This window comes from Aquincola tertiaricarbonis, from assembly GCF_000969605.1.
GTDB classification, from domain to species: Bacteria; Pseudomonadota; Gammaproteobacteria; order Burkholderiales; family Burkholderiaceae_C; genus Aquincola; species Aquincola tertiaricarbonis.
Map to the genome: position 1 here is coordinate 1 of NZ_JZUE01000028.1, position 15,347 is coordinate 15,347.

Annotated in this window: 14 protein-coding genes; 11 read left to right on the forward strand and 3 right to left on the reverse strand. The window is 66.0% G+C overall.

Annotation, left to right across the window (positions count from 1 at the left end; translation table 11 throughout):
• Nucleotides 1-310 (reverse strand): hypothetical protein (locus tag VO99_RS30505; RefSeq protein WP_157039735.1); only part of this gene is annotated, 310 nt, incomplete at its 3' end.
• A gap of 314 nt (nucleotides 311-624) precedes the next feature.
• On the opposite strand from VO99_RS30505, the gene VO99_RS30510 reads away from it, so the two are divergent.
• From VO99_RS30510 to VO99_RS30515, 8 genes are all read left to right on the forward strand, one after another.
• Nucleotides 625-1,197 (forward strand): hypothetical protein, encoded by a 573-nt coding sequence (locus VO99_RS30510; RefSeq protein WP_157039736.1) that lies wholly within the window; start codon nucleotides 625-627, stop codon nucleotides 1,195-1,197.
• Entirely contained in the window at nucleotides 1,194-2,141 is a 948-nt protein-coding gene (locus VO99_RS29755) for a relaxase/mobilization nuclease domain-containing protein (RefSeq protein ID WP_083440876.1), read from the forward strand. The genes VO99_RS30510 and VO99_RS29755 overlap by 4 nt, the downstream gene beginning before the upstream one ends.
• A gap of 571 nt (nucleotides 2,142-2,712) precedes the next feature.
• On the forward strand, nucleotides 2,713-4,719 hold the full coding sequence (locus tag VO99_RS23500; RefSeq protein ID WP_052736577.1) for a TonB-dependent receptor: 2,007 nt from the start codon (nucleotides 2,713-2,715) through the stop codon (nucleotides 4,717-4,719).
• Nucleotides 4,720-4,738: 19 nt separating this feature from the next.
• Nucleotides 4,739-5,485 carry a DUF4198 domain-containing protein gene (locus VO99_RS23505; RefSeq protein WP_046115389.1) on the forward strand — a complete coding sequence of 249 codons (747 nt, stop codon included), beginning with the start codon at nucleotides 4,739-4,741 and terminating at the stop codon, nucleotides 5,483-5,485.
• Nucleotides 5,482-5,757 (forward strand): DUF3649 domain-containing protein, encoded by a 276-nt coding sequence (locus VO99_RS23510; protein ID WP_046115390.1) that lies wholly within the window; start codon nucleotides 5,482-5,484, stop codon nucleotides 5,755-5,757. The genes VO99_RS23505 and VO99_RS23510 overlap by 4 nt, the downstream gene beginning before the upstream one ends.
• A 1-nt stretch (nucleotide 5,758) precedes the next feature.
• On the forward strand, nucleotides 5,759-7,387 hold the full coding sequence (locus VO99_RS23515) for a PepSY-associated TM helix domain-containing protein (RefSeq protein WP_046115391.1): 1,629 nt from the start codon (nucleotides 5,759-5,761) through the stop codon (nucleotides 7,385-7,387).
• A complete protein-coding gene (locus tag VO99_RS23520) occupies nucleotides 7,384-7,698 on the forward strand; it encodes a DUF3325 domain-containing protein (protein ID WP_046115392.1) in 315 nt (104 codons plus the stop codon). The genes VO99_RS23515 and VO99_RS23520 overlap by 4 nt, the downstream gene beginning before the upstream one ends.
• 182 nt (nucleotides 7,699-7,880) lie before the next feature.
• Complete coding sequence (locus VO99_RS30515; protein WP_157039737.1) at nucleotides 7,881-8,282, forward strand: hypothetical protein; 402 nt, start codon at nucleotides 7,881-7,883, stop codon at nucleotides 8,280-8,282.
• Nucleotides 8,283-8,490: 208 nt separating this feature from the next.
• On the opposite strand, the gene fur is transcribed toward VO99_RS30515, so the two are convergent.
• Entirely contained in the window at nucleotides 8,491-8,922 is a 432-nt protein-coding gene (gene fur, locus VO99_RS23525) for a ferric iron uptake transcriptional regulator (RefSeq protein WP_046115393.1), read from the reverse strand.
• 991 nt (nucleotides 8,923-9,913) lie between these two features.
• The gene (locus VO99_RS23530; RefSeq protein WP_232315495.1) at nucleotides 9,914-10,807 is read right to left on the reverse strand and encodes a LysR family transcriptional regulator; all 894 of its coding nucleotides are present in this window, start codon (nucleotides 10,805-10,807) and stop codon (nucleotides 9,914-9,916) included.
• Between the two features lie 241 nt (nucleotides 10,808-11,048).
• Between VO99_RS23530 and VO99_RS23535 the strand changes: the two genes are divergently transcribed.
• The 3 genes from VO99_RS23535 (at nucleotide 11,049) to VO99_RS23545 (ending at nucleotide 15,131) form a co-directional block, all read left to right on the forward strand.
• Nucleotides 11,049-12,737 carry a subtype B tannase gene (locus VO99_RS23535; protein ID WP_232315497.1) on the forward strand — a complete coding sequence of 563 codons (1,689 nt, stop codon included), beginning with the start codon at nucleotides 11,049-11,051 and terminating at the stop codon, nucleotides 12,735-12,737.
• Nucleotides 12,738-12,752: 15 nt separating this feature from the next.
• Nucleotides 12,753-14,042 carry a gallate dioxygenase gene (locus VO99_RS23540; RefSeq protein WP_046115394.1) on the forward strand — a complete coding sequence of 430 codons (1,290 nt, stop codon included), beginning with the start codon at nucleotides 12,753-12,755 and terminating at the stop codon, nucleotides 14,040-14,042.
• Nucleotides 14,043-14,168: 126 nt separating this feature from the next.
• Nucleotides 14,169-15,131, forward strand: a complete 963-nt coding sequence (locus tag VO99_RS23545; protein WP_046115395.1) for a Bug family tripartite tricarboxylate transporter substrate binding protein — start codon at nucleotides 14,169-14,171, stop codon at nucleotides 15,129-15,131.
• Nucleotides 15,132-15,347 lie beyond the last annotated feature (216 nt).

The following is a 15,347-nucleotide window of genomic DNA, read 5'->3' on the forward strand; positions in this document are numbered from 1 at the left end:
CCGCCGCGATCTCCTTGCCGGTGCGCTGCCCTGGGCTCCAAGCCATCGCAGATTCGGCGGGCCGGACGGCACGTGCCGCAGGCGCCATCGTCGCGCTTGCAGGGCGACGACGGCTGGCAGCGCCGCGGGCGGCTTCCCGTTGAACCGTTGTCACGTGCACATCAATGCCCTCATCCAGCAAGGCATCGCGGATGGCCCGAAAGGTATAGCCCTCGGCGTGCAGACGAAGGATCTCGTCGCGGTAGGCGGACACCTTGCGGCCGGTGCGGCCCGGCGGTTCTCTGGGAACAAGTTTGGGGACCAGTTGCATGGGCGTCTCCTGTACCAAAGCCAGCTTAAGCGCCCCCTGAGACAACGCGGCGATGAAATTCAGCCAAATTTCATCCTTGACATCGGCGAATCTCGGATGCCATTCACTTGATGCGGCGAAATGCGGATTGAATGCACATATCGTGACTGCTGATGCAAATCTTCGGCTCGACTCCGACTACTTGCTGAATTTAGACAGGAAAATCATCGTGCTAATGCCATCGAATGGCGAGAGACTCAAGTCGTGGGTTAGTGCAGGATAGGCGCGGTGGCGCCGTTTGTCGGACAAGCTGGCGCTTGTCCTCGGAGGCTCGGATGGACACCTCAGCTCGTGACCGCATCACGGTCGATTTGCAAGGCTTGAAAGCCGCGCTGGTGGCGCGGTCCCAAGCCGAAGGCCTGATGCCGTCGCAGCTCGTTCGGCAGGCGCTTGCTGCTTGTCTCGGTACCAATCCCGCGTCTACGTCCCTGGCTTCAGGCTCAGCAAGGCGGCAGCGATCCAAGCGCCTGTGCCTGCGCATGCGGCCTGAAGAGGTCAGGGCGGTGATGTCGTCCGCTGCGCGTGCTGGCCAGAGCCCGGGTCGATGGCTGGCAGCGTTGGCAAGCGGAGCCCCCAGTGCAGCCGATGCCCAGCAGGTGGAGGCTCAGCGCCAGGCGCTGGTGTCGATGACTGCCGAGCTGGCTGCACTGCGCAGGACCTTGCACCGGATGGCGGGAATGAACTGCGGCGGACCTGCGCTTGCAGAATGTGAGGCCGTCAACCAGGTGGTGATCGCCTTGAATGAGTTGCTGGTGTCGATCGCCCGCCAAGCGCCGATGCAGAAGCCTTCCGTTAGCGTGCCCCTGCGGCGCGTGAACGACGGTCGCCGCAAGAGGAGGCCCACATGAACACCGCCACCGATCTCGCCCTGTTGCACTGGGGTGAGCGGCTCTTTTATCCGGCCAACCGCAGGACCGCGAACACCGCACCTCACTTGCGCGGCACGTCGAGCCAGCGGGCCGATGTCTTGCGTCAGCGCATAGCCGCCATGGTGCAGCGGCGAGCGCCGCAAGTGATGGTCAAGGTCACCGGAGGCGGCAGAGGCATGCGCGCCATCACCGCGCACTTCCACTACATCAGCAAGCACGGTCGATTGCCGATGGAAGACGAACGAGGCGACGCAGTGCAAGGCCGAGGAGAACTCGAACTGCTGGTGGACGAGTGGCGTTGGGGTGGCAGCCTCATCGCCGAAGAGACTGAGCGGCGCGAGGCGTACAACATCATGCTCTCCATGCCGCGCGGCACCGACCCGTCGATCGTGCAGCGCGCCGCTCGCGAATTTGCACGGGCCGAGCTCGCAGGACACAAGTACGTCATGGTGCTGCACGACCACCAAGCCCATCCGCATGTCCACCTCAGTGTGCGAGCGGAGTCGAACCACGGACGCCGGCTGAACCCCCGCAAGGCGGATCTGCAGCGTTGGCGCGAAACATTTGCTGAAAAGCTCCGAGGTTGGGGTATCGATGCGGAGGCCACCCGGGCTACGACCCGTGGCGTGCGCGGGGTTGATGAGCCGCTATGGCGACGGCAGGCCAGGGCACAGCAGCGGCTGCAGCGAGACGATCCCCATCGCATGAAGACTGCTGCCCCTGCGTCCCACGCCTTGGCTCGGCAGGCCTGGGCCCAGGTTGGACAAGTCCTGGTCCGTTCGGGAGACCCTCGTGATCGCGAACTGGCGCGTCATCTGGCGGCGTTCATGCAGCGGACACCGAGTTTCCGGGTCACAGAATTCTCGTCGGGGCGTGTTGCTCAGAAGGCTTTGCAGAATCGCACCCCGGAGCCACGTCGTTAGGTGGGGGCAGATCGCTCGCGGGGCGGCTTCGAGTGCGACCTTCGCACTGCCGCGTGTCGGGCAGCCGCAGGTCGCGCACGCGGGTTATGAGGCTGGCCTCACCGTCGACCCAGGAGAAGCCTGCGCTAGCAGGCAATCCCAGCGCCTGCAGCGACTGCAGCAGCGCATCGAGGCCGTTCAGCCACTGTAGGTCCAGTACCGCCGCGCTCGTAGCGGATGCGCTGGGTGCGTCGCAGCGTCGGCTCGAGGACCTCGATAGCAGTGTGGTGTCAAAGGACAGGTCAGGTGAATGAAGGCGACCGGCTGAAGCCCGACTTGCGACCGGGCCGCCACACTAATCACGGCGCCTAGAGTGATGTGCCTATAATACGAATCATTCGTATCTAGGTTTGCATCCATGTCTCTTGTTCCCGTGTTGCGGCTCATGCCGGTGGCGGTGGGTCTCAGTTGTTTGGCGATGATTGCGAAAGCCCAGCAGGCGGCGGTCGCGCCCTCGACTGCAGCCTCGGCGCCATCCTCGACTGTCGTTGAGGCGGATGCGTCTGCTAGCAAGATCACCATCACGGGCAAGGTGGAAAGGCAAAAGGCGGGCTTCGGCTCCGTCGGTGGCCTGGGCATCCTGGGCTCGCAGGACGCGATGGACATCCCCTTCAGCACGCTCAACTACACCGAGCAGCTGATGCGCGACCAGCAATCGCGCACGCTGGCGGACGTCTTGCAAAACGATGCCTCGGTGAGGGTGATGACCGCGGCGCAGGGCTTTGGCGAAGACTTTCAGATCCGCGGCTTCGCGGTGCCGAGCGGCGACATCGGCTTCAACGGCCTGTACGGCCTGTCGTCCGGCAACCGTATGCCGGCCGAGATCATGGAGCGGGTAGAAGTGCTCAAGGGGCCCGGCGCCATGCTCAACGGCATGCCGCCGGGTGGCAGCATCGGCGGCAGCATCAACATCATTCCCAAGCGCGCGGGCAACCAGCCGCTGACACGTGTGACCGGCAGCCTGGCCACCGGCGCGCAGGCGGGGCTGGCGGTCGACGTGGGCCGCCGCTTCGGCGAGAACCAGGAATGGGGCCTGCGCTTCAACGGCAGCTACCGCGACGGCGAGGCCAGCATTGATGACGGCAACGCACGCCAGCGCTTTGGGGCGGTGGCGCTTGACTACCGGGGCAGCCGGCTGCGCTGGTCGCTCGACCTGTTTAAGCAGCACGAAAACATCCGCGGCTTCCGCTCGCAGCCCGCCTTTCTCAGCGGCATCACCGAGCTGCCCGAGCCGCCGGACCCGCGCAAGAACATCTATGGCCCGAACGCACTGTTGGAGCTGGACGACGAGGTGGTGGCCACGCGGCTGGAGTACGACCTTACCGACCGCATCACCGCCTGGCTGGCCGCTGGGGACCGGGACAGCTGGACGATGCAGGACTTTCCCACCGCCAGCACCCGCGCCAATACACAAGGCGACTTCCGCCTGATCGGTGCCTGGTACGACGCCTACTTCAAGACGAGAAGCTACGACGCCGGCCTGCGTGCCCGCTTCAAGACCGCCGGCATGGGCCACACGCTGTCGCTGGCCGCCAGCCGGTTGGAGCAGGAAACCGGCAGCTTCTACCGCGCCAATCCAGCGTCCACCTCGGTGCCGTCCAACATCTACAACCCGGTGGACATGCCTGCGGTGATTGGCGACCGCCTAGCGCCCACGAAGACCTCCGAAACGACGCTGACCAGCATCGCCGTGGCAGACACGCTGTCCTTCCTCGACGACCGCCTGTTGTTGACGCTGGGCCTGCGCGACCAGACGGCCAAGGTGGTCACCTTTCCCGTCACCCCCACCAACGGCTACGACAAAAGCGCGCTGTCGCGCCTGGGTGGCATCGTCTTCAAGGCCAGCGACCGCCTGTCGTTATACGCCAACTATGCCGAGGGCCTGACCCGCGGCGCCGTCGCGCCCAGCAACGGCACGGTGAGCAATCCGGGCGAGGTGTTTGCGCCCTACCAGTCGGAGCAAGTCGAGGCTGGCGTGAAGATGGACTGGGGCAGCTTTCTCACCGCGGCCAACGTCTACCAGATCGACCGGCCCAACGCGATCAACGTGCCGGTGGCCGGCGGTGGCTTGCCGCGCTACGGCTTCGACGGCCGGCAGCGCAACCGCGGCGTGGAATTCACCGCCCAGGGCGAAGTGGTGCGCAGCGTGCGCTGGCTCGCCACCGCCGCCTTCACCCAGGCCAAGCAGAAGCGCACCGCTGGCGGCCTCAACGACGGCAAAGACGCCACCGGCGTGGCCCGGCGCCAGATCAGTGTCGGCACCGACTGGGAAGTGCCGGCGGTGCCCGGCCTGGGGTTGAACGGCCGGGTGATTTACACCTCCTCGGGCTGGCTGGACAGCGCCAACACGCTGCGCGTGCCGGCTTGGACACGGGCCGACATTGGCGCGCGCTACCGCACCACGCTCGCGGGCACGCCCACCGTGCTGCGACTCAACATCGACAACCTGTTCGACCGCCACTACTGGCTGCTCAGCGGCACCTACGCGACCGTGGCCACCGGCCGAACTGTGGTCATGTCCGCCTCCTTCGACTTCTGAGCCGCCTGGGACTCTTACGATGAACAAGCACCTGCTCCGCCTTGCCCTGCTGCCGCTGTGCCTGACCGCCGCTGGCGCCACCCAGGCCCACCACCTGTGGATCGAACAGCCGGCCGCCACCGACGAACGCGCCGCGGTGCGCTTTGGTGAATTTGCCGCCAACCTGCGCGAGGCCTCGCCCGGGTTGCTCGACAAGTTCGGCGAAGTGCGCGCCACCTTGCTCGACGGCCGCGAGACCGCGCCGGTGGCCGCCGTCAAGGCCGCGGACGGCTGGCTGCTGCCCGTGCGCGCGGCCGCCGGCCAGTCCCTTGTGGCCGAGGACGCCCGCTATCCGCTGTATGCCGCCAAGCAGGCCGGTCAGCCGGTCACCCACTGGTATTACCCGGCCGCGCGGCTGGTGACCACCGCGGCTGCCCTGCCGCCCACGCTGCGGCTGGATTTGGTGCCTACGGGCGAGCCGGGCCGCTTCCAGGCCTTTTTTCGCGGCCAGCCGCTGCCCCAGGCCAAGGTGACGCTGGCCACGCCGTCGGGCTGGGCCAAGGAACAGGAGAGCGACGAGCAGGGGCTGGTGCGCTTCGACCTGCCCTGGCAGGGCGCCTACGTGGCCGAGGTGTCGCACCAGGAGCGCAGCGACGGCGAGCGCCCCGGCGCCCAGGGCACGCCCGAGCGCTACGACGGCGTGAACTACGTGACCTCGCTCACCGTGCTGCAGGCCCAAGGGCTGACCCCGCTGCCCGCTGGCCCTGCACAAGCGCCGCACCGATGAACTCGGCGATGGCCTCGCGCATCGTCGCGGCGCTGGCCGGCGGTTATGCGCTGGCCGCGCTGGCCAGCGTGGCGGTGCTGGCGCTGCCGGTGAGCGTGCCGCAGGCCGTCATCGCCGGCATGCTGGTCAGCTTCGCGGTGTATGCCGGCGCAGTGGTGTGGGTGTTCGCGGTGCGCAGCGCCACGCGTGCCTGGGCCGGCCTGACTGCGGCCGCGCTGCCGCTGCTGCCGTTGGCCTGGACCGTGTGGCACGCCGCACCGGCTGCTGCCTGACATGAGCACCGGCGACACACGAGGCGCAGCACCTGCGCCACGCGGCATCCGGCAGACGATGTCGGAACTGCACACCTGGACCGGGCTGCTGCTCGGCTGGTTTTTGTTCGCCATGTTCCTCACTGGCACTGTCAGCTATTTCAAGGAGGAACTGTCGGCCTGGATGCGGCCGGAAATCGCTTACCAGGCCGAGGTGCCCGAGCCGGCGGTGGTGGCCGGCCGGGTGGCGCAGGCGCTGGCCTCGGTGGCTGCCGGTACGCCGCAGTGGAGCCTGCGGCTGAACGACGACCGCCACGCGGTCGTGAGTGCCTTCTGGCGTGTGCCGGGAGGTGATGGCGGTTGGCGTGCCTTCAGCGATGCGCATTTCGATCCGGCCACCGGCCAGAAGGTGACCGCTCGCGACACACAGGGTGGGGAGTTTTTCTACCGCTTCCACTTCCAGTTCCACTATCTGCCGGTGGTCTGGGGCCGCTGGCTGGCGGGACTGGGGGGCATGCTCATGCTGGTGGCCATCGTCACCGGTGTGATCACCCACAAGAAGATCTTCATCGACTTCTTCACCTTCCGCTGGGGCAAGGGGCACCGCGCCTGGCTGGATGCACACAACGCGCTGTCGGTCTTCGGGTTGCCCTTCCACCTGATGATTACCTATACCGGGCTGGTCACCCTGATGGCGCTGTACATGCCCTGGGGTGAACGCGCGGCCATCACCACGCCCGCGCTCAAGCGTGAGCTGGGTGCCCAGCTCAATGCCTTCATCCAGCCGGGCAAGCCATCGGGCCAGGCGGTGCCGCTGGCCTCGGTGGAGGCGATGGTGCGCGAGGCTGAACGGCAGTGGGGCCCAGGCACTGTGGCGCGCGTGACCGCCGCCAATCCCGGCGATGCCGTCGCTCGCGTGGCCGTCACCCGCGGCGAGGCAGGGCGGGTGTCGATGAGCCCGCAGTACCTGCTGTTCGACGGCCCCACCGGCGCGCTGCTGCCGGCGCCGGCAGCCGTGGGCGCCGCAGCCGAGATGCGTGGCGTCCTGTACGGCCTGCACCTGGGCCGCTTCGGCGACGGCACGACGCGTTGGCTGTACTTCCTGGTCAGCCTGGCCGGCACGGCGATGGTGGGCAGTGGACTGGTGATGTGGACCGTCAAGCGGCGCCAGCGCCTGGTGGCGCCTGAACGGCCCCCGTTGGGCTTCCGCTTGGTGGAGCGATTGAACATCGCCACTGTGGCCGGACTGCCGCTGGCCATGGGCGGCCTGCTCTGGGGCAACCGGCTGCTGCCGCCGGAGCTGCCGCAGCGCGCGGCCTGGGAGATCCACGTGTTCTTCATTGTGTGGGGCCTAGCGCTGGCGCATGCGCTGCTGCGGCCGGCCCGCCGGGCCTGGATCGAACTGTTCGGCCTGGGCGCGATCAGCTTGGCGCTGCTGCCCCTGGTCAATGCGCTGCTGACGGACCGGCCGCTGTGGCGCAGCCTGGCGGATGGCGACTGGACCTTCGCCGGCGTGGAGCTGATGCTGTGGGTGCATGCCGCGCTGCTCGCTGCGCTGGCCCTGCGCACCGCGCGCCCGCGCGGCGCCGCCACACGGCCCGCAGCCGCCGCGCCACGGCCGGGCGTCCGTGCCGGCGAGGCGGCCAGATGAGCGATTCGGTTAGCCTGCTGCTGTGCCTAAGCGGCTTCGCCGCATTGGCCGCCGCTACCGATCGCGTGCAGGAGGAGTTGCTGGGCCGCGCCTGCAGCCATGGACGTGTGCGGCTGCTGCGCGTCGCGGGCTGGACGCTGCTGCTGGGAGCGCTGGGCTGGGTGGTTGCACACAAGGGCTGGAGCCTCGGAGTGGTGAGCTACAGCGGCCACACCAGTGTTTCAGCAGGCCTGGTGTACCTAGTCTTGATACTGGTTCACCGTATGCGTTTTTCGTTGAGCGCCCGTGCCGACATGCGCAGGCGGAGGTGACTTCGGGAGGCCACGGCATCCAAGCCGGCCTTGCATTCGCACCATGTCGCTCAGGCACCTCTGAGCACCGGGTGGCTGCCCCAGCGCCAGGTCCTGCTTGGTGTGACCGGTTGCCTTCCTACCTACAGCATCTTGCGGCCGTGTCGTCAGAATGGGACGGCCTACTTCGTGGTGGTACCGTGATGTCAACCACTTCGGTTGACGAGCTGGCGAGGCGTGAAATTGTGCTGGTGAAGGGCACTGCTGTTTTCGACGCGGGCGAACTACCCTTTGCCGAGATGCTGGCTGCCATTGAGCATATCTCTCGAGGAGCAGCTGCGGGCCGAAGTAAGGTGTTCGGCGGAGTGGTGCACCACGCGCTCGCGGCAAGCAGGTGCGCTTTCTCGGCAGTCAGTGCGAGGTCATCGAAGGATCAACGGCCTCTTTGCGGAGCGCAATATGCTGGTGATTGGTTCTGGGGCCGTCAGGTGGCCTCGATCGTCAAGGCGCTGGAACGGGCCGCCGCTTCCCCAATCCGTTTCCGGTGGGCTCGCAACTGGAAATTCGCCCGGTGTTTGAGGCTGAGGACAACGGCGGCGGCCTGACGCTCGAACTGCGCGCCCACAATACCGCCTGCGCGTCAAGCTGGCCGCCTGCCAGGTCTGAATACAACATGCGTTGCGCCGGACGCTTGCTGAGCATGCAAGGCCGACCAACCGGTGATGCAAATTGCAGGCGTTCACTGTACGGGCGAAGCACAAGACAGCTGTCATCGCGACATACTGGCGACATCTTCAATGACACCGCTGGTAGTTAATCCTTGGCAGGGTGTGCTGCGCGGCAACGGGCGCAACGGCCAAACAACGACAACCTGTGCTGTTGGAGTTCAAAGCCGCGCTCCTGCGCAATGGCGGCTTGACGCTTCTCGATCAGAGGGTCGTAAAACTCGTCGACCTCACCACACTGCACGCAGATTAAGTGGTCGTGGTGGCTTCCCTCATCGATCTCGAACACCGCCTTGCCTGTCTCGAAGACACTGCGCGACACGATGCCGGCCTGCTCCAGTTGCGACAGCACGCGGTACACCGTGGCCAAACCCACATCGAGGCCCAGCGACAGCAAACGCCGGTGAATGTCTTCTGCTGAAAGATGCCGCTCGGGGCCTGCTCGCAGCAGCTCAAGGATGCGCAGGCGAGGGACTGTGGCCTTCAGTCCTATGCGTCGCAACCCATCGGTGTCGTTCACAGTGTTCTGCCCCTCAGTGGAAGTGGCGGGTTGCAGTTAAGCCCATCGACGACCGTTGCGGTGCATAGCGCGTGCACGGTAGTCCCGCAATGCTGAGGCGAACCCCGCTTGAGCGGTTGTGGCAGCCAATTGCTGGTGAGCACTGACTGTAATCGAGAATCACTTTCGGTGGCATAGCCCCGCCGACAATTCGCTTCTCGGAAGCCTGGGGAGGCAGCCTGCTGCGCCGGGGTATAAGCTGACCCCCCCAGAGGTTTCGTCCGGAACCTCAAGGCTGTGCTCTTCAACATCAACCAGTTTCAGCCCGCCGAAGCTCTTTGGAAAGGCATCCGGCGCTACATTCGTTACGACAACACTAGCGCAACAGGTTGTAGCTGTACACCAAGCCGATCAGATTCCGCCTGCGAGAAGGCAGTCGGTGTATGGATGTTATTGCCGTCCAATTTCTGGGAGTCAGTGCGCGTCCATGCGCATGCCTGCTCGGCCCTCAAACAGCTTGGGTCAATGCGCTGTTTGGGCCACGCCTATGGCAGCCTCATAGGTTGGGTCCCAACGTGGGTTATGCGGTCGGCGGCAAAGCTGTGGCGACCATTGCCCTCGGGGTTGCCAACAGGCGCCAAAAGGGTCGACTTGGTCCCCGAGCGCTCATCGGACGAAGTGACGCGTGCCGGGTTCACGAGATCCGCCGCCTGCCGGTCGGCGCACGTCAGTGAGGTCGGTCACCACACGACCAAAATCGCTGTGTTCCACGGCTTAAGCAACCGCTTTCTGCGTGCTGCTGGTCGTGTCCAGATGGGCCGCAAGTCGGCACCGCAGCTCGGTGAAGTCCATGGGCTTTGTGTTGTCGTCTGGGGCACCTGCCTCTCGTGCCGCCTGAATGTCCTGTGCCGTGCCACTGGCGGACAGTGTCACCATGGGCATTGAGGAGGTACGGCTGTCCGCTTAGTTGCGGCGCAGCACTTCCATGTCGGCTATGTCCGGTAGGTGCATGTCAAGTAGGACCGGATCGGGGGCCTGCGCCGCCGCCTGCAAGCCCGCGCCGCCATCTTCCGCCATCAACCATGTGGCCGACGTGTATGCCACTGCTGCCGAGTTGGTGCGCCGCCCGGTGCAGGTGGGCCATGAATTGCCGCACGCTCGGCTTCAAGTGCGACTCGGCACGCGCGAGCACGCCGAGTTCCAGCGCCAGCGGGCCTTCCTCGATGGCCACCGTCTCCAGGTAGGGCTGAGCGAAGGCGTGCGCAGCGATCTGCCGCGGCAGCAGCCCGATGCAGTGGCCGCTCGCAACGATAGACAACAGCCCAAGCGTCGAGTTGACAAGCGCGCCGGCTGGCGGAGGTGGCAGGCCGTGCCGCTCGAACAGCATCTTGGCATAGCCCGACTCGGCCGTCGCGCCGGTGTACACCCAAGGCGCCTGCCCCAACTCGCCGAGGCGCCGCGCGCGCGCCATCGGATGCCCGCGGCGCACCACGACGACCATCTCGATCGGCATCAGTACGTCAGTGACGAATTCGCCCGCCGGCAGGTCGCCCGGCAGGGGACCCAGCGCGAGGTCGACCTCCCCCTTGCGAAGCCGCGTGAGCTGCACGATGTACAACTCTTCCACGATGCGCAGCTGAATGTCCGGGAATGCGCGGCTGAAGGTCCGCAGCGTCTCGGGCACCAGCAGCATCACCGCTAGCGGCACCGCGCCGATGGTCAGCGTACCCGTCATCCGACCTTCGAGCTGTCGAATTTGCTCGACGGCCTGCACGAGCTCGCGGTCGGCAGAGACAGCGCTGTCATACAGCGTTTTCCCCTGCGCCGTTGCAATCACGCCGGTAGTTGAGCGCAGCAGCAGTGTGGTTGACAGCTCTCGCTCCAGCTCGCGGATGAGCTTGGTCACGGCCGGCTGGGACACCCCTATGCGGCGCGAGGCACCCCGCGGCTGCCTTCGTCGACGGCGGCGATGAGCGCGCGCAGGCCGGTGAGCTTCATTGAAGCCATGATAACAAGCAGTTATCTCGCCCCGCTTGGCGGCATCTTACGGCAGGGGCAGCGGCCGTCGAAGATCGTGCCTACAACCAACCAGCCGCGCCGCGATTGCGGTCATCTTGCAGGGAACCACTCCTATGGACTCGAGCGCGATGCGCCGCCTGATCTGCAGCCTCGCCTGGCCTTGCTGCCTGGCACTCATCGCGGGATGCGTCGGCGGCGACGGCGCGCCGGACGCCGACGACTCGGCGCTGACGTTCGACGCGACCAAGTACACGACCGTGAACGTCACTGTCGACGGTGCAAACGTCGCCGTGCGCCAGTACCGGATCGTGTACGTCGCGAGCCCGGTCAAGATGGCAGCGACGCAGGCAACCCTTGGCGGGGGCACCACCACGCTGACCGACCCCTACGCCTACCAGACGATGATCGTTTCGGTGTCCGAGGCGCTGGCCGAGGATCAGAAGGCGGCGCTCTACTTGCTCGTCAACAACAGCGGCTGGTGGACCAGCGCCGTCGCGACGACGATCACCGAAGGCAAAGCTTTCACCAGCACCAGCGACACCGACAACATCGGCGCTGCGCTCAAGGCTGGCTATGTCGTTGTCAACGTCGGTACGCGAAGCCGCGGCGCGCGCGCCGCGGATGGGCGCTGGGCCGGCAAGGCGCCCGCACCGGTGGTCGACGCAAAGGCGGCGATCCGCTACCTCCGCCTGAACGACCGCCTGATGCCAGGTTCGGCCGAGCGCATCATCATGACGGGCACGAGCGGGGGCGGCGGGCTGACGGCGGCCGTTTCGGCCAGCGGCAACAGCGACGACTATCTGCCCTTTTTGGCTGAGATTGGGGCCGCAGGCGTGCGCGGCACCGATGCAACCGCGAAAAGCACCATCAAGGACCACGTGTTCGCCGCTGTCGCCTACTGCCCGATCAACAACCTTGGCAACGCGGACGCTGGCTACGAATGGGAGTACGCCGCAGTGCGCACCGACGCCAATACCGGCGCACTCTGCGGCGTGGCCTACTCAGCCGGCCCGCAGCCGGCGGCGGCCACAGCGATCGCCGCCAGCTTCCCGGCCTACGTCGGCAGACTGAACCTGAAACTCGCCGACGGCAGCACGCTGACCGACGCGACCCTGAGGACCACGACCCGAGCTTTGGTCAAAGAGGAAATCGAGCGTCAGACTGCCAAGGGCACCGCGGTGCCCGGCCTCAGCGGCAACTTTGTGACGAGCCGCGCGACACTTGTCAACGATTGGTTGACGCTCGACGGCAACGGCGTCAGCGCGACGGTAGCCGATCTCGACTACGCGAAGTTCGTGCATTACGTCGCCGCCAACCAGGCGCTGAAGACGGTGGTTGCCTTCGATGCGGTCGGCGTCACCAGCAACAAAAGCGCCACGACCGGCGTGTGGAACGCGAGCGGCGAGACCAACTTGTTCGGCTCGGACGCCTATGCGTACTCCAATTTTACGGAATGGAGTTGGAACCACAACGCCGCGCCCGCCGACGGCTCGGGCCAGGACGACACGGGGCTGTCCTGGAGCGACTACCTCGCCAGCAGCTCGAACGGCTTGGCCACACAGCTGAAACTGATCAATCCGATCGCCTACCTGAACACCGGGGCCGACACCGCGCCTTACTGGTACGTGCGACACGGGCATGGTCGACCGCGACACTGCGTTTGGGATGCAGACGCTGCTGAATCTTGCGATCAAAAACGACCCCCCCAGATGAAAGATGTGAGCTTCAAGTTCCCCTACCTCGTGGGCCACAGCGGCAATTACGACGTGCAAGAAGCCTTCGCCTGGATCAAGGCCAAGCTCGACGCTAACCTGTGACAGAAGACAACACGCATGGCCAAGATCATTGGCGGCCTCGCCGCCTCGCACACCCCGACCATCGGCTTCGCGTTCGACCGCGAAAAACAAGGTGACCCCGTGTGGGCACCGATCTTCGAGGCCTTCGAGCCGCTTCGGCAGTGGATCGCCGACAAGCGGCCCGACGTCCTGCTGTTTGTCTACAACGACCACGTCACCTCGTTTTTCTTCGACCACTACTCGGCCTTCGCGCTCGGTGTGGGCCGCCAGTGGCCGGTGGCCGACGAAGGTGGCGGCGCGCGCGACCTGCCGCCGGTCGAAGGCGATCCGGCATTCGCCGAGCACATCGCACGCTCGCTGGCGGCAGATGAGTTCGACCTGTCGGTGTTCCAGGAGCGGGCGCTCGACCACGGCTGCTTCTCGCCGTTGTCCGTCATGTGCCCTCACGAGCCGACCTGGCCGGTGAAGGTGGTGCCGCTGCAGATGGGCGTGCTGCAGTTCCCGATCCCGACCGCGCGCCGCTGCTTCAAGCTCGGCCAGGCGCTACGCCGCGCGATCGAGAGCTACCCCGAGAACATCAAGGTCGCCGTCGTTGCGACCGGCGGGCTGTCGCACCAGGTGCACGGTGAGCGAGCAGGCTTCAACAACCCCGAGTGGGACGCTCGTTTTCTTGACCTGCTCGAGCAAGACCCCGAGCAACTGACACAGATCACCCACGCCGAATATGCAGCGCTCGGCGGGCTCGAAGGTGCCGAGGTCATCATGTGGCTCGTGATGCGCGGCGCGCTCGCGGCGCAGGTCGAGTGCAAGCACCGCAGCTACTACCTGCCGTCGATGACCGGCATCGCCACCGCGATTTATGAGCCGGTGGGGCAGGGTATGTCGGCGGCTGCGGTCGAGCGGCACCGGGCGCACGTCGGTGCACAACTCGCCGGCATCGCGCAGCTCGAAGGCACCTATCCTTTCACCATCGGCCGTTGCGTGCAGGCTTACCAGCTCAACCGCTTCCTTCATCGGCTCGTCGAGCCGGTGCAGCGCGCGCGCTTCCTCGCCGATGAGGATATGTGCATGCGCGAGGCGCATCTGACCGACGAGGAGCGGGGGATGGTGCGCGAACGCGACTGGCGCGCGCTGATCCACTACGGCGTCATCTTTTTCATGCTGGAGAAGCTCGGCGCCGTGGTCGGCACCTCGAACCTGCACATCTACGCGGCGATGCGGGGCGAAACGCTCGCAACTTTCGAGAAGACACGCAACACGCAGGCGCTGTATTCGGTCGCCGGCAAGGACGCCGGCCCGCTTGGCTGGGATGCACCCAAAAGATGAACCTGGCCGACAAACGCCGCCGGTTGATTGCCGCGATGAGCCCGTGACGCTCCCAGTCCTGAACGTTCGGCCCTCGATGGCCACGCACCAGGTGAACAGCCGCACAGACAAATTAGGAGACATACCATGAAGAAGACCATTGCCGCCGGCGCGCTGCTGGCTCTGGCCACCGCCGCCCTCGCCCAAGAGTGGCCCACCAAGCCCGTGCGCATCTTGACGCCATTCCCGGCCGGGGCTGGGCCGGAAGCCGTCGTCCGCGTGCTGGCCGAGAAGCTGCAGAAGAAGTGGGGCAAGCCGGTGATCGTGGAAAACAAGCCGGGTGGCAACGGCTTCATCGCGATCAGCGAGTTCAAGCGCGCGGTGCCGGACGGCCACGACCTGATCCAGCTCGACAACGTGCACCTCGTCGCCTACCCACACCTGTTCAAGAGACTGCCCTACGACGCACAGAAAGACTTTGAGCAGATCGCCCCGCTGTTCAGGACCTACTTCTTCGTCGGCGTGCCGTCGAGCAGCGCGTACAAGACCGTCGGCGACATCCTGGCTGACGCGAAGGCTCGGGCAAACGCGTTGAACTACGGCTCGTGGTCGGTCGGCAACCCTGTGCACCTCGGTTCGGCGCTGCTGGAGTCGGCAACCGGCACGCAGATGCAGCACGTCATCTACAAGGAGACGTCGATGCTGTATACCGCGGCGGCCAATGGTGAATTGGACTTCGCGCTTGGCTCGTTGGCGACCGCCGGCCCGATGCAGCGCACCGGCAAGCTGAAGTTCATCGCGGTGACCGCGCCGAAGCGGCTGCCGGCCTTCCCCGACGTGCCGACGGTCGCTGAATCCGGTGGCCCGTCCAACTTCGAGGTCACCGGCTGGACAACCCTTGCCGCTCCGAAGGGCGTGCCGCCCGCGGTCGCTGAGAAGATTCGCGCCGACCTGCAGGCGGCGCTCGCACAGCCGGATCTGAAGGAGCGCTACGCAACCTTCGGCTACGAGCCGTTCCCGGCAACGAGCGAGCAGTTCAAAGCCTTCGTCGCGGCGGAGACGACAAAGTATGGGGACGTCATCAAGCGCGCCAAGATCTCCATCGACTGAACCGGCGACAGCGTAAGGCGACGATGAACTCTTTGGTGCGTTGCATTGTGCTGGTCGGCCACAACGAGTTGGGTCGCATTGAGGCCGAGGACCTGCGCGCCCGCGACCTGGCCGTCACGGCGCACGGCCGCTGCCAACGTCAGCCTGCACCAGTCCGCGGCCCTACGCGCGGAAGGACGCGACGCCGATCGCGCAGGTCGCTCGCGTGCTGGCAGT